The organism is Duganella sp. CF402 (genome assembly GCF_900109645.1).
Classification (GTDB): Bacteria; Pseudomonadota; Gammaproteobacteria; order Burkholderiales; family Burkholderiaceae_D; genus Rugamonas.
The window spans coordinates 315,005-337,279 of sequence record NZ_FOBG01000004.1 but is presented as its reverse complement, the minus strand read 5'-3'; the positions used below and the strand labels follow the sequence as shown (position 1 = coordinate 337,279).

Here is a 22,275-nt window from a genome sequence, read left to right as displayed (position 1 = left end):
CTCAACAAGAACAATTAGGGTCGGAGTCGAATTAAATTTTCCTCAGAAGCTTATTTTTTTAATTGGGGACAGAGTGGCGACCTATTCGGCGGCAGGCTTTATTTTGAATGGCCGGCCGCGTTTTGCCGGCAATACCTGGCGTTTCACCCTGGCTTGCAGGGCAGTCTGGAACTGCTGCGAGCCCAGAGGCCAGCCTTTAAGCAGGGATTTGCCAATTAAAGTGATTTCCTCGGCCGTCAACGGCGGCTCGGAGATGGCGATATAGGCCGCCTCACGCTGGAATGGCGTATTGCCGAGCTCCCAGACCTTGGCGTGGTCGGTCACCAGCCCGTCCGGGCGGATGCCGGCGTGGTGGCAGTAGCTGGACCACGGATAATCCTCGGCCCGCGCCGCCATGCCGTTGCGTACCGGGTTGAATTCGATATAACGGCTGCACAGCATGAAATAGGCGTCGGCATCGATCAGCGAGGTTTTGTAGCGTCCGTTCCACAAAGTTCCACTGCGGGAATACTTTTGGTTGAAATAGGGGACGTAATAGCGGCCGATCCACTGCATCATCTGGCCGAGGCCGGTTTCATCGGACGGCGTGACCAGCAAATGCAGGTGATTCGGCATCAAAACGTAGCAATGGACCGCCACTTTGTAGGTTTTGGCGGCGGTGCGCAGCCAGCCGAGGAAGGTTTGGTAGTCCTCGGCACCGAGGAACACATCCTGGTTGTTGGCGCCGGTCTGGATGACGTGGTGTGGCTGATTGGGGACGATTAAACGGGGCAGGCGTGCCATGTGGATAACAAAAAAGGGTAGATCGGAAGCCCGATTCTACCCTTGCTGCATCACTCCGTCCCCAATTAATTTCACGGGGCAGAAAATCTGATTTGCTCTGTCCCCGTTTATGACAAATTGAAGCTGGCGGACAGGCTGTAGCCCTCGCCGTAGGCGCTGCGCAGTGGCAGATCCTGACCCAGGCCGGTGCGCGCCTTCTTGCGCAGGCGGTAGACCAGCATATCCACGCGACGCCCCGCATCCGGATCGTCACCGCCGATGCCAGCCACAATCACCTGGCGCGGCACGGGACGGGTGTTAATCGTCAGCAAGTGCAGGAAATTGCACTCTTTCTCAGTGAGGGTAATCGCCATGCCCTGCAACTCCAACTGGCGCGCACTGACCTTGAGGGTCCACTTGCTCGGCGCCGGAATCGTTTCCTGCGGACCGACGCGACGATCGAGCGCTTCAATGTGCGCCGCCAATTCCGGAAATTTGATAGGCTTGGTCAAATAGTGGTCGGCGCCGAGGCGCAGACCAAGAATGCGGTTGTCGAAGGCGACGCGGCCAGTCAGCACCAGCAGGCCGATTTGCGGATACAGCTGGCGCATGCGCGGGATGACGTTGAAGCCATCTTCGTCCGGCAGGCCGAGGTCCAGCACGACCACGCCGACATTGCCCTGGCTGAGGGCAGACCACATATCGCTGGCGTTGTTGGTGATGTGTACTTCGTGTTCAAGTTCAGTCAGGAACTCCGCCATTTCCTCGGCGTAGTCCAGATTGTCTTCCACGATAAGTATTTGCGTCATTGATGCGCCATTCGATCAGTTAGTACGCAAGCGTGCTCAGGCCCGCCCTGCTATGAGCTTGCGTCCAAGGAATTATCACCTGCTGCCTTCCTCTCGCGCAAGGCTTTTCCCGGCATTGGCTGCCACCGGCAACCAAATCCGAAATTCCGTGCCGCTTTCAGAAACATTCCGTGCGCTGACGGTGCCGCCGTGCACGTCCGCGATCGACCGCGCCATGTACAGGCCCAGCCCTGATCCCGCCACGCCGACGGCGTTGCTGCCACGGTAGGCTTTGTCGAATACGTGCGGCAACTCCGCTTCCGGAATGCCGGCGCCATGATCACGCACCAGGAATTCGACGCCACCTTCTGTTGCAATTCTTCCCACCAATTCTATCGGAATATTCTCGCTTGTGTACTTTATTGCATTATCCAGCAAGATGTCGAGACACAAACGCATGCCGGCCGGGTCGCAGCGCATCCATTGCGGCAAACCCGAGGTCTGCACCGTGACTTGCTGGCGCCGTTGCCGGGCCTGCTCGGCGGCGGCCTGCAACAGCGCGGCGGGATCGACTTCGTCCGGTTGGCGCTCGCGGCCAATGCTGGCCATGCGCTCCGGCGACAGGTACTCGTCCAGCATGACCAGCATGCGGTCGACGGCGGTCTGGATCTTGCGGTAGCGCTTGCGCGTGCCTTCGTCGTGGTGGGCGCCGGTCATTTCCAGCCGCTGCACGGCGCCGTCGATGGTCGACAACGGCGTGCGGAATTCGTGCGACAGCATGGAGGCGAACTTTTTCTGCTGCGCCGCCAGCTCACGCTGCGCGCTGAGGTCGCGCACCACGCCGACCACCGTGGTCGGTACGCCGTGGTCATCAAGGATCAGGGTTGATTCGATTTCCACCGGCACCATGCGCCCGTCGCTATGGGCCAACTCGGTTTCACGCAGCAAGCGACGGCGGCTGAGGTCGCCCTCGGCGTAGCGCGCCAGCCGCGCCTGCAAGTCCTTGAGCAGGCCGGCGGCCAATGTTTGCGCGGTTTCCAGCGTGTAGCCGAACTGGCGTTCGGCAGCCGGACTGAGCCACGTCAGTGTAAGGCTGGCGCAGTCGGCCATCCAGCTGATCTCGGTGCTGTGTTCGAGCAGCAGCTGGTAGCGGGCTTCGTTGGCTTGGGATTGCTGTAATGCTGCCTGGAGTTCCGCTATCGTCTGGCTCATTGCTTACTCCACCAACGGTGCGAAGATTTGCTGCAGGTCCTCTTGGGTGAGCGCCATTTTCTGCGACTCGCCTTCCGCCAGGATGGACTGCGCCAGATCGGACTTCTTCTGCTGCAAGACCTGGATCTTTTCTTCCAGCGTACCCTTGGCGATCAGCTTGTAGACGAACACCGGCTTGTCCTGCCCGATACGCCAGGCGCGGTCGGTGGCCTGGTTTTCCGCCGCCGGATTCCACCACGGGTCGTAGTGGATCACGGTATCGGCCGCCGTCAGGTTGAGGCCGACGCCGCCGGCTTTCAGCGAAATCAGGAAGATCGGCACCGCGCCTTGCTGGAAGGCCGCCACCTGGGCGCTGCGGTCCTTGGTGTCGCCGGTCAGCAGGGCATACGGAATGTCGCGCGCTTCCAGTTCTTCCTCGATCAGTTCCAGCATGCTGGTGAACTGCGAGAACACCAGGATCTTGCGCTTCTCTTCCAGCAAATCCTCGACCATCTGCATCAGGTCGGCAAGCTTGGCAGAGCCGGCGGCTTGCTGCTTCTTGGTGGTCGACTTGACCAGGCGCGGATCGCAGCACACCTGGCGCAGCTTGAGCAGCGCTTCCAGGATCACGATCTGGCTGCGCGCCACGCCCTTGCGGTCGATTTCCTCGCGCACTTTCTGGTCCATTGCGAGACGCACGGTCTCGTACAGGTCGCGCTGGGCACCGGTCAGTTCGACCTTGCGCACCATCTCGGTCTTCGGCGGCAGCTCTTTCGCCACGCTGTCCTTGGTCCGGCGCAGCAGGAACGGCTTGATGCGGCGATTCAGCAGCGCACGCCGCAGCGGGTCGTCCTGGCGCTCGATCGGATGGCGGAACACGGTGTTGAAGCCCTTCTCGTCGCCGAGCAGGCCCGGCAGCAGGAAGTGGAATTGCGACCACAGCTCGCCCAGGTGGTTTTCCAGCGGCGTGCCCGACAGGCACAGGCGATGGCGCGCGCGCAGCAGGCCGGCGCTCTGGGCCGCCTTGGAGCGGGTGTTCTTGATGTAGTGCGATTCGTCCAGGATCACCAGGTGGAAATCGTGCTCGCGCAGTTTTTCCTCGTCGCGCGGCAGCAGGGCGTAGGTGGTCAGCACCAGGTCGGCTTCGTCGATCTGGTCGAACTGGCCCATGCGGTCCTTGCCTTGCAGCAGCAGCACTTTCAGGCCGGGCGCGAAACGCGCGGCTTCTTCCTGCCAGTTGCCCATCAGGCTGGTTGGCGCGATGACCAGCGCCGGCGCGGTCAGGCGGCCGGCTTCCTTCTCGACCAGGATGTGCGCCAAGGTCTGCACGGTTTTGCCCAAGCCCATATCGTCGGCCAGGATGCCGGCGAAGCCGTATTCACGCAGGAATTGCATCCACGACAGGCCATCGGTTTGATAGTCGCGCAGCGTGGCTTGCAGGCCGGCCGGGGTGGCAACCCGTTTGACCGCGCCGAACTGGTTCAGGCGCGCGCCCATGTCGCGCAACTCTTCGCCGCCGGTCCATGTCATGTCCACATTGCGGGCCAGCTCGTCGAGACGGGCCGCGTCCAGCGTTGCCATGCGCAGCGAGCTCTTGATCTTGTCGCTGAAATACAACTCGCCCAGCGTGTTCAGGATAGGGCGCACACGGCCCCACGGCAGGGCCACCCGGCTGCCGTCCGGCAGGGTGGCCAGCATCTGGTCTTCGTCGCCGTGGTTGGCGATGACTTTCGGATTGAAATCATTGGGTGCGTTGCGGATCAACTGCACCAGCACCGGCAGCAGCGGCACACGCTCCTGCTCGACCATGATGCCCAGCTCCAGTTCGAACCAGGCACGGCCGCCGTCGGCCTCGTCTTCTTCCACTTGCGCATACCAGTCGCCGACTTCCTGCGTGTCGTAGCGGTACTTGACGGTTTTTTCGATTTTCCAGCCGGCGTCCTTCAGCGCGGTGATGCCGTCGCGCGCGAAACGGATCCACTCGGCCTGGGTCGGCAGCAACAAGCCGCCCTTGACGCTGCTCAGCGGCAGCGTGGTCGGGGCGACGAAATGGCGCTCGGTCAGCACGGCCAGCGCGTCGTCTTCGGCGCCGCTGTCGCGCTGGATGATCTCGGTGACTTCGCCCTTCTGGCGCACCACCCGCTGCGACGGGTCGAACGAGACGCGCTCGCCGTCGTAGTCGAAGGACAGCACGGCGAAATCGTTCCAGCGCTGCATCGAGCCGTCGGCCAGCATGGCGGCGTCCAGCGTCAGCACCGGACGCGGCTTGACGTCGTCGCGGATGCGCTGCGGCAGCGGCTGCGGCAGCGGCATCAAGCCCTGCAGGCCGTGCGCCAGCAGCAGCTGCGACACGCGCATCTTGTCGTTATTGGTCAGCAGCGGCGCCTGCGCCACCAGCGCTTGCAGGTCGGCCAGCGGGATTTGCGTGCCGCCCTGGTTCAATTGCAGCACGCCACACGACAGGTTATCGATGTACCACGGCGGATCGGTCGGCAGCATGTAGTCGACCTGATCGGCGCCGACGTGCTTGGCGCCCGGCGGCGGCTGGACCTGCCAGCCGAGGCGCAGGCCCTTACCCTCTTCGCGCCAGGCCAGGTTGGCTTCGCGCAGTACGCCGCCCTTGAGCGGATAGACCAGGCCGTTGCCGACGTCGGCCCACGAGTTAGCCCACAACAATTTGTCCTGCTCGGCCAGCATGTTCAGCAGCGCCGCGCCGATTTTGCCGCGCGGTTCGGTGGCCGAGCCGGTCTGGGAATTCTGGCCGCTGCGCATGGCGACGAAGAAACGGATCAGGTCTTCATCGGCTTGCGTCATGAAAGTCGGTGGCGTCGACAGCAGCGAAAACACCTCGCTGACCGGACTGGCCGCCGCCACGTCGCCGTTCGGGCGCAGGCGGGCTTTGTACAGGCACAGGGCGACGTGACGGCCGCCGCTGGTCGGCGCCATCACATAAATCAGTTTGTAATTGGTTTGCTTGGGGTCATTCTCGACCGGCGGCGGAGTGAGCTTGGCCTTGGGATGCGCAGCCGCATCCACACGCTGCAGCCACGTGGCGACAGCGTACGACAATTGATTCGCAGGCGGCGCTGGGCGTGTGGTAGCCGGTGCTGGAGCAGCAGGGGCGGCAGGGGCGTCGTCGCGGGTAAGATCCATAGGTCGCATTGTTGGTCAAAGATAGTTCAAAAACAGCAACAGGCAATATTATCCGCCATTGAAGCGTTCGTGTTCACGTAATTCTTGTAAAACCTGTCCGATAGCGTGGGCTTCGCCACGTTCGCCGTACTTTTGGGCGGCCAATGTCGTATTATTCCGGGCTTGTCTGTCTAGGAATCATCAACATGCTGCCTTCCATCGAACAACGTCTTGCCCTCGAACTGGCCGCCAAACCGGCCCAGGTTGCCGCCGCCATCGCCCTGTTGGACGAAGGCGCCACCGTGCCCTTCATCGCCCGCTATCGTAAAGAGGCGACCGGGGGGCTGGACGACACCCAGCTGCGTCTGCTTGAAGAGCGCCTGCGCTACCTGCGCGAGCTGGAAGATCGCCGCGCCAGTATCGTGGCATCGATTACCGAGCAAAACAAGATGACACCAGAGTTGTTAGATGCTGTCATGCACGCAGAAGACAAGACCCGGCTGGAAGACTTATATCTTCCCTACAAGCAAAAACGCCGCACCAAGGCCCAGATCGCCATCGAAGCCGGCCTGGCGCCGCTGGCCGACGGCCTGCTGGCCAACCCGGACCTGAACCCGGAAGCCGAGGCCGCCAAGTACCTGCGCGACGCCTTCACCACCGCCGACGGCAACAATCCGGGCGTGGCCGACACCAAAGCCGCCCTCGACGGTGCGCGCCAGATCCTGATGGAACGCTTTGCCGAAGACGCGACCCTGCTGCAATCGCTGCGTGAATATGTGCAAGAGCATGGCATTGTTGAGTCGAAGGTTATTGAAGGTAAGCAAGAAGAAGGCGAAAAGTTCGCCGATTACTTCGATTATTCCGAGCCGCTGGCCAGCGTGCCTTCGCACCGCGCCCTGGCGCTGATGCGCGGCCGCCGCGAAGGCATCCTCGACGTCGCCCTGCGCCTCGATACCGAGCCGGAAAAACCAAAGTGGGATGCGCCGCACAATCCGTGCGAAAGCCGCATCGCCGCCCGTTTCGGCATCAAGAACGCCGGTCGCCCGGCCGACAAATGGCTGTCCGACACGGCGCGCTGGACCTGGCGCGTGAAGAGCTTCATGCATCTGGACACCGAATTGATGGGCGCCCTGCGCGAGAAATCCGAGCTGGAGGCCATCAACGTCTTCGCTACCAATCTGAAAGCCTTGCTGCTGGCGGCCCCGGCCGGCCAGCGCGCCACGATGGGCCTGGACCCGGGCCTGCGCACCGGCGTCAAGGTGGCGGTGGTGGACGCCACCGGCAAGGTGGTGGATACCGCCGTGATTTATCCACACCAGCCGAAAAACGACTGGGAAGGCTCGCTGCACACCTTGGGCAAGCTGGCCATGAAGCACAACGTGTCGCTGATTTCGATCGGCAACGGCACGGCCTCGCGCGAAACCGACAAGCTGGCGCAAGACCTGCTCAAGCGCTTCCCTGAGCAAAAAATGAGCAAGATCGTGGTGTCGGAGGCGGGCGCCTCGGTGTACTCGGCATCCGAGTTCGCCTCGAAAGAGTTGCCGGACATGGACGTGTCGCTGCGCGGTGCGGTGTCCATCGCCCGCCGCCTGCAGGATCCGCTGGCCGAGCTGGTGAAGATCGATCCGAAATCGATCGGCGTCGGCCAGTATCAGCACGACGTCTCGCAAACCCAGCTGGCGCGCACGCTGGACGCCGTGGTCGAGGATTGCGTGAACGCCGTCGGCGTAGACGTGAATACCGCCTCGGCGCCGCTGCTGGCGCGCGTGTCCGGCCTGTCGTCCTCGGTGGCGCAGGCGATTGTCAGCTACCGCGACGCCAAGGGCGCCTTCACCTCGCGCGCCGCGCTGAAATCCGTGCCGCGTTTGGGCGACAAGACCTTTGAACAGGCGGCCGGCTTCCTGCGCGTGATCGGCGGCGAGAATCCGCTGGATGCGTCGGCGGTGCACCCGGAATCCTACCCGCTGGTGGAAAAAATCCTCAGCGATATCCAGAAGGACATCAAGGGCGTGATCGGCGACAGCGCGCTGATCAAGCGCCTGCAGCCGGCCAAGTACGCCGACGACAAGTTCGGCGTGCCGACCGTCACCGACATCCTGAAGGAACTGGAAAAGCCGGGCCGCGACCCGCGTCCTGAATTCACCACCGCCACCTTCAAGGAAGGGGTGGAGGAAATCAAGGACCTGCGTCCGGACATGATCCTGGAGGGCGTGGTGACCAACGTGGCCGCCTTCGGCGCCTTCGTCGACATCGGCGTGCATCAGGACGGCCTGGTGCACATCTCGGCCCTGTCCAACACCTTCGTCAAGGATCCGCACTCGGTGGTGAAAGCCGGCCAGGTGGTGAAGGTGAAAGTGCTGGAAGTGGACGAAAAGCGCAAGCGCATCGCCCTGACCATGCGCCTGACCGACAGCGCGCCGCAAGCCGGTTCGCAGCCGCAGCAGCGCGGCGACCGCAACGACCGCCGCGCGATGGGCCAGCAGCAGAAGCAGCAGACCCGCGAGCCGGCTATCGGTGGCAGCATGGCGGCCGCCTTCGCCAAGCTGCGGGGGTAAAATAACGGCAGCCGGCATTTTCTTATAAAATGCCGGTATTCCACATCTTTACACCCTAGAGGCAGCTATGAGCGACGTACAAACTTGGATCAAAGAAACCGTGACCTCCACCCCAGTGGTGCTGTTCATGAAGGGCACCGCCCAGTTCCCACAATGCGGCTTCTCCGGCCGTGCTATCCAGATCCTGAAAGCGTGCGGCGTTGAAAACATTGCCACCGTGAACGTACTGGAAGATCCGGAAGTGCGTCAGGGCATCAAGGACTACTCGAACTGGCCTACCATTCCCCAGCTGTACATCAAGGGTGAATTCATCGGCGGTTCGGACATCATGAACGAGATGTTTGAGTCGGGCGAACTGAAAGCCCTGCTGGATGCCTGATCGGCCACAGCGCATTATCATTGCCATCACCGGCGCCACCGGCGCGGTGTACGGTGTGCGTCTGCTGCAGCATTTGCAACATATTGGTGGCGTCGAGACACATTTGATGATCTCCGACGCCGCCGTCCTCACCCTGCACCAGGAAACTGGCTTGCAGCGGCGCGAAGTGGAATCCTACGCCCATGTGGTGCACAAGGTGCGCGACATCGGCGCCTCGATCGCCAGCGGCTCGTTCCAGAGCGACGGCATGATTATCGCCCCCTGTTCGATGAAAACCCTGGCTTCGGTGGCGCACGGCTTGTCGGATAACCTGATCGCGCGCGCGGCCGACGTGGTGCTCAAGGAGCGCCGCCGGCTGGTGCTGATGGTGCGGGAAACGCCGTTCAACCTCGCGCACCTGCGCAACATGACGGCGGTCACGGAAATGGGCGGCATCATCTTCCCGCCGCTGCCGAGCTTTTATCACAACCCGCAAACCATTGCGGAAATGGTCGACCACACGGTGGCGCGCGTCATCGATTTATTTGGGATCGAACATGCTCTGGCGCCGCGCTGGGCGGGCCTGAAGGGTGCTAGCGGCGAAGCTTAACGCTTGTCGTCGTAGGAACTGCTGGCGCGCTTCAACTCACGGGCTTCTTCCACCATGCGGCGCTGGGCAATGCGTTTGCGCATTACTTCAGCATGCTGGGCGGCGCTCATGGGAGGGGCGGTCATCAGGTCTTTCAGCTGCGCGGCATTGCTGTAATTGCTTTTCATCAGACGGCTCAAAGCGTCACTCCCCGAAAAATAAGCTCTCCCTATTGTGCCTGAAATCCGCTTCGAAACTATGACATTTCGCAAAGATAGCGAAAATAAAAAGGGCGCTGCCTATGGCGCGCCCCGGTCCGAACAAAACTTGGCAAAGCATGAACGCAGTTTCATGAAAGCATGTTCACATCATGCTTCAAGCGGTCAATATCTCTCCGTAGTACTACGTAAAAATATCTACTTTTGGTAGTTTACCCGCACCAGCATGCGGATAAATTCACGCGCAATCTGACGATGGTGCTCGTCCAGGCGCTGCAGATCGGCGATCAGCTTGACGTCGGCCGATTCGAAGCGCGATACGCCGTTGCCGTTCTCGCCGGCCGGCGCCCCTTCTTCCGGACCGCCAAAGCGCAGCCATTCGGCCGGTACGCCGAGCCATTGGGCGATCATGCGCAGCTTCTCCTGGGTCGGAATCGCCTCGCCTACCAGCCATTTCCGGGCCGCATGGACGGTAATCGGCCGTCCGTCGAACCGGATATTGAATTCGCGCGCCAGCCGGGTCGGGCTGTCAGGCGAGTAGTGGGCATTCTTGAGTGCCTGTTGCAGGCGCTGGCTAAAGCTTTCGCGTTCATTAGAAGAATTCATAATTGAACTATTTCACGTTGCGTCATGAAAGTCAGTCTCTGCATCGGAGGCCGAAATTGTGACGTTATAAGATATTTTAATTAACATTCTATCCTCTCGCGCTGCAAACGTCAGTGAAATTATGCGGCAAATTTTATTCGGTGGCACATAGAGGACGGCTATCATGCTGGCGCAGCGGGTTTGACGTCGCACGATACCGCCCAGCATTTCGCGCTACAATGCATTGACGTTGACGTAAACGGAAATCCACATCACATCATGTCCACCTACACTATCACTGAACTGGCGCGCGAATTCGATATTACGGCGCGTGCCATCCGCTTTTACGAAGACCAGGGTTTGCTCAGCCCGTCGCGCGAAGGCGCCGGCGGCCGCAACCGCGTCTACACCGGGCGCGACCGCACCCGCCTCAAGCTGACCCTGCGCGGCAAGCGCCTCGGCCTGTCGCTGGCCGAGATCAAGAGCCTGGTCGACATGTACGAAACGCCCAAGGATTCGGCCGCCCAGATGCACCGCTTCCTGGCCGTGCTGGCGCAGCACCGCGAAACGCTGGAACAACAGCGCGAAGACATTGAAATGTCGCTGGCCGAGATCCAGGCCCACGAAGACGAGTGCAAGCGCATGCTGGAAGTCCACGCCGCGACTTGACGTTTACGTTAACGTCACATCGGCGTATCATGGCCGCTTCAAACCAATAACGAATAGAGGAAGACATGCTCCATCTCCCAGGCCTGACTTTTGACCACGGCGAGGACATCGCCGCGCTGCGCGAAGCCGTGCAGCAGTTCGCCGCCGCCGAAATCGCCCCGCGCGCGGCCGAAATCGACCGCAGCGACCAGTTCCCAATGGACCTGTGGCGCAAGATGGGCGAGCTGGGCGTGCTCGGCATCACCGTGCCGGAAGAGTACGGCGGCGCCAACATGGGCTACCTGGCCCACATCGTGGCGATGGAGGAAATCTCGCGCGCCTCGGCCTCGGTCGGCCTGTCGTATGGCGCCCACTCGAATCTGTGCGTCAACCAGATCAAGCGCAACGGCACCGAAGAGCAAAAGAAGAAATACCTGCCGAAGCTGATCTCGGGCGAGCACGTGGGCGCACTGGCCATGTCCGAGCCGAACGCCGGTTCCGACGTGGTCAGCATGAAGCTGCGCGCCGACTTCAAGGGCGACCGCTGGGTGCTGAACGGCACCAAGATGTGGATCACCAACGGCCCGGACGCCGATGTGCTGGTGGTGTACGCCAAGAATGACCTGGAAGCCGGCCCGAAAGGCATGACCGCCTTCCTGATCGAAAAAGGCTTCAAGGGCTTCTCGGTCGCGCAAAAGCTGGACAAGCTGGGCATGCGCGGCTCGCACACCGGCGAGCTGGTGTTTGAAGATTGCGAAGTGCCGGCCGAGAACGTGCTGGGCGGTCTGGGCAAGGGCGTCAACGTGCTGATGTCGGGCCTGGACTTCGAGCGCACCGTGCTGTCGGGCGGTCCGCTGGGCATCATGCAGGCGTGCATGGATGCGGTGGTGCCTTACATCCACGACCGCAAGCAGTTCGGCCAGCCGATCGGCGAGTTCCAGCTGATGCAGGGCAAAATCGCCGACATGTACTCGACCATGATGGCGTGCAAGGCTTACGTGTATGCCGTCGGCCAGGCCTGTGATCGCGCCACCACGCCAGAGCAAGTGCGCAACCTGCGCAAGGACGCGGCTGGCGCCATTCTGTACTCGGCTGAAAAAGCCACCTGGATGGCTGGCGAGGCGATCCAGACGCTGGGCGGCAACGGCTACATCAACGAGTACCCGGTCGGCCGCCTGTGGCGCGACGCCAAGCTGTATGAAATCGGCGCCGGCACCAGCGAAATCCGCCGCATGCTGATCGGCCGCGAGCTGTTTGCCGAGACCAAGTAAAATGACCGTCGCACCGGCGAAGGCCGGTGCCCAATGGAACGCTGGCAAGCCAGCTCAGCTTGGGTACCGGCCTTCGCCGGTACGACGTCAGGAACCGACATGACTCACGCCGCCTTCCCCAAACTGCTGCGCTCGCAAATTGCGTTCGACATCGCGCGCACCATCCGCGAGGGCTTCGACAAGCACTACCGGCTGTTCCGCGCGACCAGCCAGCAGGCGCAGCAGCATTTCGAACGCGGCAGCTGGGCGGCGGCGCAAACCGCCGCGCGCGCGCGCATCGATTTCTACGACAAGCGCGTCGCAGAATGCGTGCAGCTGCTGGAAGACGAGTACGATCCCGCCGACCTGAGCGATGAAGTGTGGCGCGAACTCAAGCTGCACTACATCGGCATGCTGTCCGATCACAAGCAGCCGGAACTGGCCGAAACCTTCTTCAACTCGGTCTGCTGCAAGATCCTGCACCGGCGCTACTTCCACAATGAATTCATCTTCGTGCGCCCGGTGGTCTCCACCGAGTACATCGAAACCGCCGAACCGCGCCCGACCTACCGCGTCTACTACCCGGCGGCGGACGGCATGCATTACACGCTCAAGCGCATCGTCACCAACTTCCAGCTCGACGCCAAATTCGCCAACCTGACGCGCGACGTCGAACAAGTGGAAGCGCGCCTCAACGCCTTATATGGCGACGCCCGCATCGAGCCGAATCACCAGATCCATGTGCTCTCCAGCCTGTTCTTCCGCAACAAGGGCGCCTACATCGTCGGCCAGAGCATCAACGGCAACCGCGTGTATCCATTCGTGGTGCCGATCCTGCACAACCGCCACGGCGAGCTGATACTCGACACCGTACTGTGCGACCCGGAGCAGATCGCCGTGCTGTTCTCCTTCACGCGCGCCTACTTCATGGTCGACATGGAAGTGCCATCGGCCTACGTGCAATTCCTGCGCGCGCTGATGCCGCGCAAGCCGCGCAGCGAGATCTACACCATCCTCGGCTTGCAGAAGCAGGGCAAGGCGCTGTTCTACCGCGACTACCTGCAGCACCTGCGCCACTCGTCGGACCTGTTCGACATCGCGCCCGGCATCAAGGGGCTGGTGATGCTGGTGTTCGCGCTGCCGTCCTTCCCCTACGTGTTCAAGGTGATCAAGGACTTCTACCCGCCGCCGAAGGAAACCACGCGCGCGCTGGTCAAGCAGAAGTACCTGCTGGTGAAGCACCACGACCGCGTGGGCCGCATGGCCGACACGCTGGAATACTCCAACGTCGCCTTCCCGCGCAACCGCTTCAAGGAAGAACTGCTGGCGGAACTCAAGCAGTTCGCGCCGTCGCTGGTGGAGGAAGAGGGCGACCAGATCATCATCAAGCACCTGTACATCGAGCGCCGCATGGTGCCGTTGAATATGTGGCTGACCGAAAAAGAACACGACGAAGCGCAGCTCGAACACGGCGTGCTCGAATACGGCAACGCCATCAAGGAGCTGGTCGCCGCCAACATCTTCCCCGGCGATATGCTGTACAAAAATTTTGGCGTCACGCGCCACCAGCGCGTGGTGTTCTACGACTACGACGAAATCGAATACATCACCGACTGCCACTTCCGCCCCATCCCCGAGCCGCGCAACGAGGAAGAAGAAATGGCGTCGGAGCCGTGGTACCCGATCGGCAAACACGATGTCTTCCCCGAGCAGTTTGGCAGCTTCCTGCTGGGGAACCCGAAGATCCGCAAGTACTTCCTCAAGCACCACGCCGACCTGCTCACGCCCGAGTACTGGCAAGCGCGCAAGCAGCGCATCGAGCAGGGGCTGGTGGAAGATGTTTATCCGTATCCGCAACAAATCCGCTTCTTCCACAAGGAGCTGTCCAACATTCCGGCGGTGACTCCGCCACCCTTCATGGAGACCTTTGAAAATGAATGATCCTATCGTTATCGTGGGCGCAGCCCGCACCCCTATGGGCGCCTTCCAGGGCGACTTCTCGGCCAAGGCAGCGCACGACCTGGGCGCAGTAGCGATTCAAGCCGCCGTCGAGCGCTCCGGCATCGACGGCAAGCTGGTCGAACACGTCTACTTCGGCAACTGCCTGATGGCGGGCCAGGGCCAGGCGCCTGCACGCCAGGCACTGTTGAAAGCCGGCCTGCCAACCTCCACCGGCGCCGTCACGCTGTCGAAAATGTGCGGCTCGGCGATGCAAGCCGCGATCTTCGCGCACGACCAGCTGGTCGCCGGCAGCGCCGACGTGGTGATCGCCGGCGGCATGGAGTCCATGACCAACGCACCGTACCTGATTCCAAAAGCGCGCGGCGGCTACCGCATCGGCCACGGCATGATGTTCGACCACATGATGTACGACGGTCTGGAAGACGCCTACTCGCGCAACGAGAAAACCGGCGAAGGCCGTTCGATGGGCACCTTCGCCGAAGAGTGCTCGGCCAAGTATGAATTCACCCGCGAAGCGCAGGACAACTTCGCCATCGAATCGGTGAAGCGTGCGCAAGTGGCCACCAGCGAAGGCTACTTCAAGTGGGAAATCGCGCCAGTGACCGTAACCTCGCGCGCCGGCGACACCGTCATCGACAAGGACGAAGGCCCGCTGAAAGCCAAGGTAGAGAAGATCCCTACGCTGCGCGCCGCGTTCAAGAAAGACGGCACCATCACCGCCGCCTCGTCGTCCTCGATCAACGACGGCGCAGCCGCACTGGTGATGATGCGCGAATCGAAAGCCAGGGAACTGGGCCTGACGCCGATCGCCCGCATCCACGGCCACGCCACCTTCGCACAAGAGCCTAACCTGTTCACCACCGCGCCTATCGGTGCGGTCGAAAAGCTGTACAAGAAAATCGGCTGGAGCACCAAGGACGTTGACTTGTTCGAGATCAACGAAGCCTTCGCTGCCGTGCCGATGGCCGCCATGCGCGACCTCGACATCCCGCACGACAAAGTCAACATCCACGGCGGCGCCTGCGCGCTGGGCCACCCGATCGGCGCATCCGGCGCGCGCATCATCGTCACCCTGCTGGGCGCACTGAAACGCACCGGCGGCAAGAAAGGCGTGGCGGCGCTGTGCATCGGCGGCGGCGAAGCGACCGCGATGGCAGTGGAGCTGGTGTAATGGCGACTGCCCTGGTCATCGGCGCTTCGCGCGGCATCGGCCTGGAACTGGTCAAGCAGTACCGGGCCGATGGCTGGCGCGTGATCGCCACCGCGCGCAAGCAGGAAGACTGCGACGCGCTGGCGGCGCTGGGCGCCGAGCCGCACAAGCTGGATGTGAACAACGTCGAGGCGGTAGCCGGCATCGGCTGGAAGCTCGATGGCGAAGAGCTGGACGTCGCCATCCTCAACGCGGGCGTGTATGGCCCGCGCCACGACGGTTTCCCGATGGAGACCGACTTCAACTCGGTCATGCACACCAACGTGCTGGCGGCCATGCGCCTGCTGCCGATCCTGGCGCCGCTGGTGGCCGCCTCGCGCGGCAACGGCAAGCTGGCGGTGCTGTCGTCGCGCATGGGCTCACTGAGCGAGCGTAACTCGCCGGTGGGATCGCTGTACCGCGCCAGCAAGGCGGCGCTGAATTCGGTGCTGATCGATACGGCGCTGGTGCATGGCAAGCAAGGTGTGACGTGCGTGGCCTTCCATCCAGGCTGGGTGCGCACCGACATGGGTGGCGAAAGCGCGGATCTCTCGGTAGAAGAGAGCGCGGCAGGCATCCGCAACACGCTGGCGACGCTACCCGCGTCGGATAAAGCGGCTTACCTCAACTACGATGGCACAACCATTGGCTGGTAAATAGAAGAGACAACATGATACTGAGTCAGGAACACGAAATGATCCGCGACGCCTTGCGCACTTTCGCACAGGAGCGTCTGGCCCCCAACGCAGCCCGCTGGGACAAGGAACACCACTTCCCGAAGGAAGAGCTGAAGGAGCTGGCGGCGCTGGGCGCCTTCGGCGTCGCCGTGCCCGAGGAGCTGGGCGGGGCGGGCATGGATTACGTGTCCCTGGCCTTGGTACTGGAGGAAATCGCGGCAGGTGATGGCGGCACGTCCACCATCATCTCCGTCAACAACTGCCCGGTATGCAGCATCGGCATGATGTATGCGAACGCGCAGCAGAAAGAACAATGGCTGCGGCCACTGGCGCAAGGCGAGATGCTGGGCGCCTTCTGCCTCACCGAACCGCACACCGGCAGCGACGCCGCCGCGCTGCGCACCACCGCCACGCGCGACGGCGACCACTATGTGCTGAACGGCGTGAAGCAGTTCATCACCAGCGGCAAGCACGCCGACGTGGCGATCGTTATGGCGGTGACCGACAAGGCGGCCGGCAAGAAAGGCATCAGCGCGTTCTGGGTGCCGACGTCGACGCCAGGCTACATCGTGGCCGGCATTGAGCAGAAGATGGGGCAGCACTCATCCGACACCGCGCAAATCCTGTTCGAGAACTGCCGCATCCCGGCCGAGAATTTGATCGGCGAAGAAGGCCAGGGCTACAAGATCGCCTTGTCCGGGCTGGAGGGCGGCCGTATCGGCATCGCCTCGCAATCGGTAGGCATGGCGCGTTCGGCATACGAAGCAGCCCTGAACTACGCGCGCGAACGCGAAAGCTTCGGCAAGCCGATTTTCGAACACCAGTCGGTGCAATTCAAGCTGGCGGAGATGGCGATGCAAATCGAAGCCGCGCGCCAGTTGATCCTGCACGCCGCATCGATGAAAGACGCTGGGCTGCCCTGCCTGAAAGAAGCCGCGATGGCCAAGCTGTTCGCTTCCGAGATGGCGGAGAAGGTTTGTTCAGACGCCATCCAGATCCACGGCGGCTACGGCTACGTGAGCGACTTCCCGGTAGAACGCATCTACCGCGACGCGCGCGTATGCCAAATCTACGAAGGCACCAGCGACATCCAGAAAATCCTGATCGCCCGCGCCCTCTGACCCGTCGTTCCGGCGAAGGCCGGAACCCAATTTTACGCATCAAGCACAGATATCCAAAAACAAATCCCTCCAAGAGGGATTTGTTTTTTGTATCAAATTAACCTTCCAATCCCGCCGCCACTCCTTGATCTGTTTTTCCCTAGTGATTGCAGCATAAATATCAAGATGCTGTTCATACCAGACAAGGTTTTTCACGCCGTATTCTTTGGTGAATCCATCAACCAAACCCTCGCGATGTTCCCACACACGCCGGACCAGATTGGAAGTAACTCCGATGTATAGGGTACCGTAAATGCCGCTCGCCAGAATATACACATAACTCCGCTTTTCCATTTTTCGTATCTCCTTTGATATGAAAAATGTTCGCGCTATCTCAAATTCTTGAGCTGATATTACTCAATTGTTCCTTACTTAGATTCCGGCCTACGCCGGAATGACGGTGGTTAGTTGGTCTTTGGGGTGCTTGTGGAGTCTGCCACGACCATGTCGCCGATGGCGTAGAAGGTGCCGCCGGCGATGTAGTGCAGGCTGCGCAGGGATGGGTCGGCGGTTTCGAAGTGCCAGTGGCCGTTGCTGAACACGCGCTCGTCCGCATACGCCGCTACCACTTCGCCGATGAACAGGTCATACACCTGTTCATTGCGCGGCTCGGGAATCACTTTGCAGATCAGCCACGCAGAGGAGCCGGCCACCAGCGGCAGATCGTAGCCATCCACACGGAACAACTGCACGCCGGCTTTGGTCAGCTTGCCCGGCGTGTCGATTGCGCTGGTGTGGCCAACGTCATACGTCAGCTGAACTTGCGACACATTCGGCACCTGCAGCGCGAAGTAGCCGCTCTGTTCTACCAGCGGCCGCGTGGCAGTGGCCTTGTCCAGCACCACCGTCACCTTGGGCGGCGCGAAATCCAAAGCGCACGACCACGCCGCCGACATCACATTCTCAACGCCGCCATGCGCAGCCGACACCAGCACCGTCGGCCCATGATTCAACAAGCGATACGACTTCTCCAGCTCCACTGGCTTGATATGCTGATCCACTTTAAATCCTCACGGCGAGCGCCGCCAACGTTATAAACAGCACCGGCAAGGTCAACACAATACCGACGCGGAAGTAGTAGCCCCACGAGATGCGCGTGCCTTTGTTGGCCAGCACGTGCAGCCAAAGCAGCGTCGCCAGGCTGCCGATCGGCGTGATCTTCGGACCGAGGTCGCTGCCGATCACGTTCGCGTACACCATCACCTCGCGCACCACGCCTTGCGTCGGCGTAGCGTCGATCGACAGCGCGCCAATCAGCACCGTCGGCAGGTTGTTCATCACCGACGACAGGATCGCCGTGAGGAAGCCCGTACCCATCGCCGCCGCCCACACGCCGTGCTGCGCGCACCATGTGAGCGCATCGGTCAGGTAAGCCGTCAGGCCGGCGTTGCGCAGGCCGTACACCACAAGATACATCCCCAGCGAGAAGATCACGATCTGCCACGGCGCATGCAGCAGCACTTCGCGCGTCGAGATGCGATGGCCGCGCGCAGCCACCGCCAGCAGCACCGCAGATCCAAACGCCGCCACCGCGCAAATCGGCACGCCCAAAGGCTCGATCACAAAGAAGCCGACCAGCAGCAGCGCCAGCACCCACCATCCGGCAATGAAGGTCGGACGGTCATGAATCGCCAGCTTCGGATCCTTGAGTTGCGCCACATCGTAGTCACCGGGGATATCACGGCGGAAGAACCACATCAGCACCGCCAGCGTGGCCGCCACCGCGACAAAGTTCACCGGCACCATCACCGCAGCATAGCGCGCGAAGCTGACGCCGAAATAGTCGGCCGACACAATGTTCACCAGATTGGAGACGATCAGCGGCAAGCTGGCCGTATCGGAGACAAAGCCCGCCGCCATCACAAACGCCAGTGTCGCGCGGGCCGAAAAGCGGAGCGGCTGCAGCATCGCGATCACAATCGGCGTCAGGATCAGCGCCGCGCTGTCGTTGGCGAACAAGCCGGACACCACGGCCCCCAGCAGCACCAGCAGCACAAACAAACGCCTGCCGCTACCGCCGCCCCAACGCGCCACATGCAGCGCCGCCCATTCGAAGAAGCCGGCCTTGTCGAGCAACAGGCTGGTGATGATGATGCACACCAGCGTCGCCGTCGCGTTCCAGATGATGTGCCACACCACCGGAATATCGCTCACCTGAATCACGCCCGCCAGCAGCGCCACCACCGCACCGAGCGACGCGCTCCAGCCGATACCCAAGCCGCGCGGCTGCCAGATCACCAGCACCAGCGTGGCGATGAAAATGAGTAGAGCGTTCAGCATCCTGCGTAGTCCCTTGTGGAGTGTATTCGTCCGGCATGATATCGCAGACGAAAAAAAAGCCCGCATCTCAGCGGGCTTCGTTCCAATGTATTACCTATGCTTTAATCGTACCGGTCTCCCTGGCTATCTGCCAGGTGAGGCGGCGTCTCAAACGCCCATGCTATCTGCATGGTGCCCTTGACGTGTAAATCGACCAACGTATTCGGAATTACAACTCCAGCTTCTGCGTCACCTGCGCCATCGAACTTACACAACTCTGGGCGCGGCGCATCTGCCGGACGTGGGACTGTTTGCTTGCAAACCTCAACCACTGAACGTAGTGTATCACAGATTTTTGTGCGACGCACAAATTATTTTATTTATGTAGTCATAGGCTGTGGCGCGCGCTGCTGACGCCCGCGCCCGACGCGCTCGAACTCCGAAATCACCTGCGCGCCGAACAGCAGCAGGGTGGCGCCGATCTCCAGGCTGAACATGACGATGATGGCGGTGGTCATCGAGCCATACACCACGCTCACTTGCGACAGGGTGGAGAAGTACCACACCAATATCCGCCGCGCCACCTCCCACAACAGCGCCGCCGTCACACCGCCGATCAGCGCATGCGACAGCGACAAGCGCCCCACCGGCATCACCAGATAAATCGACGACAGCACCAGTACCTCGCCCGCCAGGCCCAGTAAATACAGCAGCACGCCCGACACGCCATGCAACGACCAGCTATGTCCCAGCAACTGCACGCTCTCCTCGCCCAGCACCTGCAAGCTGCCCGCCACCAGCGTCACCAGCAGCATGCCCGCGCCCAGCGACAAGATGTAACAGTAGGGCATGATGGCCGAGATCATGAAGTGCCGCCGCCGGATCGCCACGCGATGCTTGAAGATCACGCACATGGCGTTTTCCAAAACGGTGAACGCCAGTGAGCTGAAGAACAGCATACTGACCAGCAGCACACCGCCCACCAGATCGCGATGTTCAAGAAACTGCGCCACCTCGGCCACGATGGGCTGCGACTGTCCCGGCACCAGCCATTTCAGGTAGCGCCCCACGGTGGTCAGCAATTCCTGCTGGTCGATCACGTGCGACAGCGCCACCACCACCAGCATCAACAGCGGCAGGATGGACAGCAGCGAGTAATACGCCACCGCGCCCGCCAGCAGCAGGCCTTGATTGGCGCGGAAGCCTTTCAGGCACTGCACCGTGAAATCCATCGGATGGTGCGCCACGTAGGCCAGCGCCCTTCGGTTGAACAGGTTCATGCAGTTATCGTCGTGCGTCTATATCCAGATAGCGCCAGTTGGTGAACTCCACCGGGTGGCGACGGTAATTCTTGAGCCACGGTTGCTGCAGGTCGGCGGAGATGGGATGCGTCAGCAATACCCACGGCGTGTAGGCGTGGATGATGTTCGCCAGTTCATCATACAGGAGAGTGCGTTTTGGTGATTCTCCCATCAAGCGGGCTTGCTCGTAGCGCTGGTTGTATGCCGGGAGATTGAAACGCGCGTAGTTGGCGCGGCCGGCGTTGGGACCGTACAGCAGCTGGTAGAAGTTGTCGCCATCGGGGAAATCGGCCACCCAGTTCGTTTCGAACATCATCACTGAGCCGAGGCGCGAGGCTTTGATGATTTCGGTTTTCTTGTCGCTCTTGAAGACCACTTTGAGGCCGATGGCGCTCAGGTTCTTGCGCCACAGCTCATCGCGCAGGCGGCCGACGGTGGACGATTCGCTGTGCATCACCAGCGTGAGCGGCTTGCCGTCGGGCTGCGTGCGGAAGCCGTCTTCGCCTTTGCGATAGTTGTAGCGGTCCAGCAGCGCATTAGCCAGCGCCGGATCGTAGGCCACCGGGCTGCGGTAGTTGGCGTCGTAGCCCAGCACATTCGGTGGCAGCGGCGTGATGGCGGGCAGCGCGAGGCCCTTCTTCATGGTGCGGATATCCTCGTCGCGGTTGTATCCCAGCGCGATGGCGCGGCGCAGCGCCACCTTCTCCTTGCCGTAGCCGCCGATGACCGGATCGTCCATGTTCATCCACATGTAGTAGGTCTGCAGCACCGGAAAGGGCGCGAGGACGATGCCTTTGCGGGCCAGTTCGGGCTTAAGTTTAGCGTCGTCGGTGAGCACCATTTCCTTCATCGACTCGGGCAGCTGTTCGAGGAAATCGAATTCGCCGTTCAGGAAACCCAGCACACGGGACTGGTATTCCTCGACGATTTTGATGTCGATGCGGTCCAGCAGTGGCAAGCGCTTGCCGTTGAATTCCGTCGGGCGGAAGTCGCGGTTAGCCAGCAGGATGATCTGGTCGCTGTGCTTCCACGTGCCGATCTTGAACGGGCCGGTGCCGACCGGGTGGTTGCCGACTTGCGCACCGTAAGCCTCCACCACTTCGCGCGCCACCACGCCGGTGGCAGGAATGGCGAGGTAGAACAGGAAGTTGGGATCGGGCGCTTTCAGGCGGATGCGCAGGGTGAACGGCTCTACGGCCTCTATTCCGGCCACGCCGTCAAACAGGTAGAGCCAGGGGGATTTCAGCGTGGGGTCGTACAGGCGCTTGAAGCTGTAGACGTAGTCGGCGGCGGTGACCTGCCGTTTCGCCTCCTTGAATGCGGCGTCGGGCGTGAAGTAGACGTCCTGGCGCAGGCGGAAGGTGTAGGTCTTGCCGTTGTCCGTAATCTCGGGCATGGCGGCCAGCGTGTTGGGAATCAGCTTGACCGGGCGCGCGGTGTAGTCGTAGCGCAGCAGGGGATCGAACAGGTTTTCCAGCAGACTGAGAGAGGCGATGTCCGAGGCGACAGCGGGATCGAGGGCGGTTTCGCCGGTGCTCAGGTAGGCGTGAAGGACCTTTTGCTCAGCATGGGCTCCCGCGTGCGCGGGAGCGACGGTGCACGCGACGACGGCTGCGGCCAGCACCTCTGCACAAATTTTCAGCATCCTTCT

The 22,275-nt window shown here is 61.6% G+C and carries 20 protein-coding genes; 9 read left to right on the top strand and 11 right to left on the bottom strand.

Annotation, left to right across the window (positions count from 1 at the left end):
• Positions 1-81: 81 nt before the first annotated feature.
• The 4 genes from BMZ70_RS25915 to BMZ70_RS25900 all read right to left on the bottom strand — a co-directional run bounded on the left by BMZ70_RS25915 (position 82) and on the right by BMZ70_RS25900 (position 5,894).
• Positions 82-783 carry a transposase gene (locus BMZ70_RS25915; RefSeq protein WP_092280966.1) on the bottom strand — a complete coding sequence of 234 codons (702 nt, stop codon included), beginning with the start codon at positions 781-783 and terminating at the stop codon, positions 82-84.
• Between the two features lie 107 nt (positions 784-890).
• Positions 891-1,571, bottom strand: coding sequence for a response regulator transcription factor (locus BMZ70_RS25910; protein ID WP_008443102.1), 681 nt, complete (start codon positions 1,569-1,571; stop codon positions 891-893).
• Positions 1,572-1,646: 75 nt separating this feature from the next.
• Positions 1,647-2,762 carry a PAS domain-containing sensor histidine kinase gene (locus BMZ70_RS25905; protein ID WP_229205595.1) on the bottom strand — a complete coding sequence of 372 codons (1,116 nt, stop codon included), beginning with the start codon at positions 2,760-2,762 and terminating at the stop codon, positions 1,647-1,649.
• A 3-nt stretch (positions 2,763-2,765) separates the two neighbouring features.
• Positions 2,766-5,894 (bottom strand): DEAD/DEAH box helicase, encoded by a 3,129-nt coding sequence (locus tag BMZ70_RS25900; protein WP_092280964.1) that lies wholly within the window; start codon positions 5,892-5,894, stop codon positions 2,766-2,768.
• Between the two features lie 185 nt (positions 5,895-6,079).
• Between BMZ70_RS25900 and BMZ70_RS25895 the strand changes: the two genes are divergently transcribed.
• From BMZ70_RS25895 to BMZ70_RS25885, 3 genes are all read left to right on the top strand, one after another.
• Complete coding sequence (locus BMZ70_RS25895; RefSeq protein ID WP_092280962.1) at positions 6,080-8,428, top strand: Tex family protein; 2,349 nt, start codon at positions 6,080-6,082, stop codon at positions 8,426-8,428.
• Positions 8,429-8,495: 67 nt separating this feature from the next.
• On the top strand, positions 8,496-8,807 hold the full coding sequence (gene grxD / locus BMZ70_RS25890; protein WP_092280961.1) for a Grx4 family monothiol glutaredoxin: 312 nt from the start codon (positions 8,496-8,498) through the stop codon (positions 8,805-8,807).
• Positions 8,800-9,396 (top strand): UbiX family flavin prenyltransferase, encoded by a 597-nt coding sequence (locus BMZ70_RS25885; RefSeq protein ID WP_092280960.1) that lies wholly within the window; start codon positions 8,800-8,802, stop codon positions 9,394-9,396. The genes grxD and BMZ70_RS25885 overlap by 8 nt, the downstream gene beginning before the upstream one ends.
• On the opposite strand, the gene BMZ70_RS28495 is transcribed toward BMZ70_RS25885, so the two are convergent.
• Both BMZ70_RS28495 and BMZ70_RS25880 read right to left on the bottom strand, forming a co-directional pair.
• On the bottom strand, positions 9,393-9,563 hold the full coding sequence (locus BMZ70_RS28495; protein ID WP_165403572.1) for a hypothetical protein: 171 nt from the start codon (positions 9,561-9,563) through the stop codon (positions 9,393-9,395). The two genes, BMZ70_RS25885 and BMZ70_RS28495, sit on opposite strands and share 4 nt — an antisense overlap.
• 228 nt (positions 9,564-9,791) lie before the next feature.
• Complete coding sequence (locus tag BMZ70_RS25880; protein ID WP_092280958.1) at positions 9,792-10,199, bottom strand: hypothetical protein; 408 nt, start codon at positions 10,197-10,199, stop codon at positions 9,792-9,794.
• 258 nt (positions 10,200-10,457) lie between these two features.
• On the opposite strand from BMZ70_RS25880, the gene BMZ70_RS25875 reads away from it, so the two are divergent.
• The 6 genes from BMZ70_RS25875 to BMZ70_RS25850 all read left to right on the top strand — a co-directional run bounded on the left by BMZ70_RS25875 (position 10,458) and on the right by BMZ70_RS25850 (position 17,025).
• Positions 10,458-10,847 carry a MerR family transcriptional regulator gene (locus BMZ70_RS25875; RefSeq protein ID WP_092280956.1) on the top strand — a complete coding sequence of 130 codons (390 nt, stop codon included), beginning with the start codon at positions 10,458-10,460 and terminating at the stop codon, positions 10,845-10,847.
• Positions 10,848-10,912: 65 nt separating this feature from the next.
• Positions 10,913-12,097, top strand: a complete 1,185-nt coding sequence (locus BMZ70_RS25870) for an isovaleryl-CoA dehydrogenase (RefSeq protein WP_092280954.1) — start codon at positions 10,913-10,915, stop codon at positions 12,095-12,097.
• 99 nt (positions 12,098-12,196) lie between these two features.
• Positions 12,197-14,017 (top strand): bifunctional isocitrate dehydrogenase kinase/phosphatase, encoded by a 1,821-nt coding sequence (gene aceK, locus BMZ70_RS25865; RefSeq protein ID WP_092280952.1) that lies wholly within the window; start codon positions 12,197-12,199, stop codon positions 14,015-14,017.
• Positions 14,010-15,209, top strand: a complete 1,200-nt coding sequence (locus BMZ70_RS25860; protein ID WP_092280950.1) for an acetyl-CoA C-acyltransferase — start codon at positions 14,010-14,012, stop codon at positions 15,207-15,209. The genes aceK and BMZ70_RS25860 overlap by 8 nt, the downstream gene beginning before the upstream one ends.
• Entirely contained in the window at positions 15,209-15,883 is a 675-nt protein-coding gene (locus BMZ70_RS25855; RefSeq protein ID WP_092280948.1) for an SDR family oxidoreductase, read from the top strand. The genes BMZ70_RS25860 and BMZ70_RS25855 overlap by 1 nt, the downstream gene beginning before the upstream one ends.
• Positions 15,884-15,897: 14 nt before the next feature.
• Complete coding sequence (locus BMZ70_RS25850; RefSeq protein WP_092280946.1) at positions 15,898-17,025, top strand: acyl-CoA dehydrogenase family protein; 1,128 nt, start codon at positions 15,898-15,900, stop codon at positions 17,023-17,025.
• Between the two features lie 39 nt (positions 17,026-17,064).
• Here BMZ70_RS25850 and BMZ70_RS25845 read toward each other — a convergent pair whose 3' ends face one another.
• The 5 genes from BMZ70_RS25845 to BMZ70_RS25825 form a co-directional block, all read right to left on the bottom strand.
• Positions 17,065-17,358: a GIY-YIG nuclease family protein gene (locus BMZ70_RS25845; RefSeq protein ID WP_092280944.1), complete on the bottom strand. Its 294-nt coding sequence runs from the start codon at positions 17,356-17,358 to the stop codon at positions 17,065-17,067.
• A 110-nt stretch (positions 17,359-17,468) separates the two neighbouring features.
• A complete protein-coding gene (locus BMZ70_RS25840) occupies positions 17,469-18,065 on the bottom strand; it encodes a flavin reductase family protein (protein WP_092280942.1) in 597 nt (198 codons plus the stop codon).
• Position 18,066: 1 nt separating this feature from the next.
• Entirely contained in the window at positions 18,067-19,344 is a 1,278-nt protein-coding gene (locus tag BMZ70_RS25835; protein WP_092280940.1) for an arsenic transporter, read from the bottom strand.
• A gap of 359 nt (positions 19,345-19,703) precedes the next feature.
• Positions 19,704-20,603 (bottom strand): YihY/virulence factor BrkB family protein, encoded by a 900-nt coding sequence (locus BMZ70_RS25830; protein WP_092280938.1) that lies wholly within the window; start codon positions 20,601-20,603, stop codon positions 19,704-19,706.
• Positions 20,604-20,607: 4 nt separating this feature from the next.
• The gene (locus tag BMZ70_RS25825) at positions 20,608-22,269 is read right to left on the bottom strand and encodes an ABC transporter substrate-binding protein (RefSeq protein ID WP_092280936.1); all 1,662 of its coding nucleotides are present in this window, start codon (positions 22,267-22,269) and stop codon (positions 20,608-20,610) included.
• Positions 22,270-22,275 lie beyond the last annotated feature (6 nt).

Bases quoted from the DNA above. Each gene is read 5' to 3' on its own strand.
- BMZ70_RS25825 (WP_092280936.1), bottom strand. From the start codon at position 22,269: ATGCTGAAAATTTGTGCAGAGGTGCTGGCCGCAGCCGTCGTCGCGTGC.
- BMZ70_RS25830 (WP_092280938.1), bottom strand. From the start codon at position 20,603: ATGAACCTGTTCAACCGAAGGGCGCTGGCCTACGTGGCGCACCATCCG.
- BMZ70_RS25910 (WP_008443102.1), bottom strand. From the start codon at position 1,571: ATGACGCAAATACTTATCGTGGAAGACAATCTGGACTACGCCGAGGAA.
- BMZ70_RS25860 (WP_092280950.1), top strand. From the start codon at position 14,010: ATGAATGATCCTATCGTTATCGTGGGCGCAGCCCGCACCCCTATGGGC.
- BMZ70_RS28495 (WP_165403572.1), bottom strand. From the start codon at position 9,563: ATGAAAAGCAATTACAGCAATGCCGCGCAGCTGAAAGACCTGATGACC.
- BMZ70_RS25850 (WP_092280946.1), top strand. From the start codon at position 15,898: ATGATACTGAGTCAGGAACACGAAATGATCCGCGACGCCTTGCGCACT.
- BMZ70_RS25855 (WP_092280948.1), top strand. From the start codon at position 15,209: ATGGCGACTGCCCTGGTCATCGGCGCTTCGCGCGGCATCGGCCTGGAA.
- grxD (WP_092280961.1), top strand. From the start codon at position 8,496: ATGAGCGACGTACAAACTTGGATCAAAGAAACCGTGACCTCCACCCCA.
- BMZ70_RS25885 (WP_092280960.1), top strand. From the start codon at position 8,800: ATGCCTGATCGGCCACAGCGCATTATCATTGCCATCACCGGCGCCACC.
- BMZ70_RS25915 (WP_092280966.1), bottom strand. From the start codon at position 783: ATGGCACGCCTGCCCCGTTTAATCGTCCCCAATCAGCCACACCACGTC.
- BMZ70_RS25875 (WP_092280956.1), top strand. From the start codon at position 10,458: ATGTCCACCTACACTATCACTGAACTGGCGCGCGAATTCGATATTACG.
- BMZ70_RS25900 (WP_092280964.1), bottom strand. From the start codon at position 5,894: ATGGATCTTACCCGCGACGACGCCCCTGCCGCCCCTGCTGCTCCAGCA.
- BMZ70_RS25905 (WP_229205595.1), bottom strand. From the start codon at position 2,762: ATGAGCCAGACGATAGCGGAACTCCAGGCAGCATTACAGCAATCCCAA.
- BMZ70_RS25870 (WP_092280954.1), top strand. From the start codon at position 10,913: ATGCTCCATCTCCCAGGCCTGACTTTTGACCACGGCGAGGACATCGCC.
- BMZ70_RS25880 (WP_092280958.1), bottom strand. From the start codon at position 10,199: ATGAATTCTTCTAATGAACGCGAAAGCTTTAGCCAGCGCCTGCAACAG.
- aceK (WP_092280952.1), top strand. From the start codon at position 12,197: ATGACTCACGCCGCCTTCCCCAAACTGCTGCGCTCGCAAATTGCGTTC.
- BMZ70_RS25835 (WP_092280940.1), bottom strand. From the start codon at position 19,344: ATGCTGAACGCTCTACTCATTTTCATCGCCACGCTGGTGCTGGTGATC.
- BMZ70_RS25845 (WP_092280944.1), bottom strand. From the start codon at position 17,358: ATGGAAAAGCGGAGTTATGTGTATATTCTGGCGAGCGGCATTTACGGT.
- BMZ70_RS25895 (WP_092280962.1), top strand. From the start codon at position 6,080: ATGCTGCCTTCCATCGAACAACGTCTTGCCCTCGAACTGGCCGCCAAA.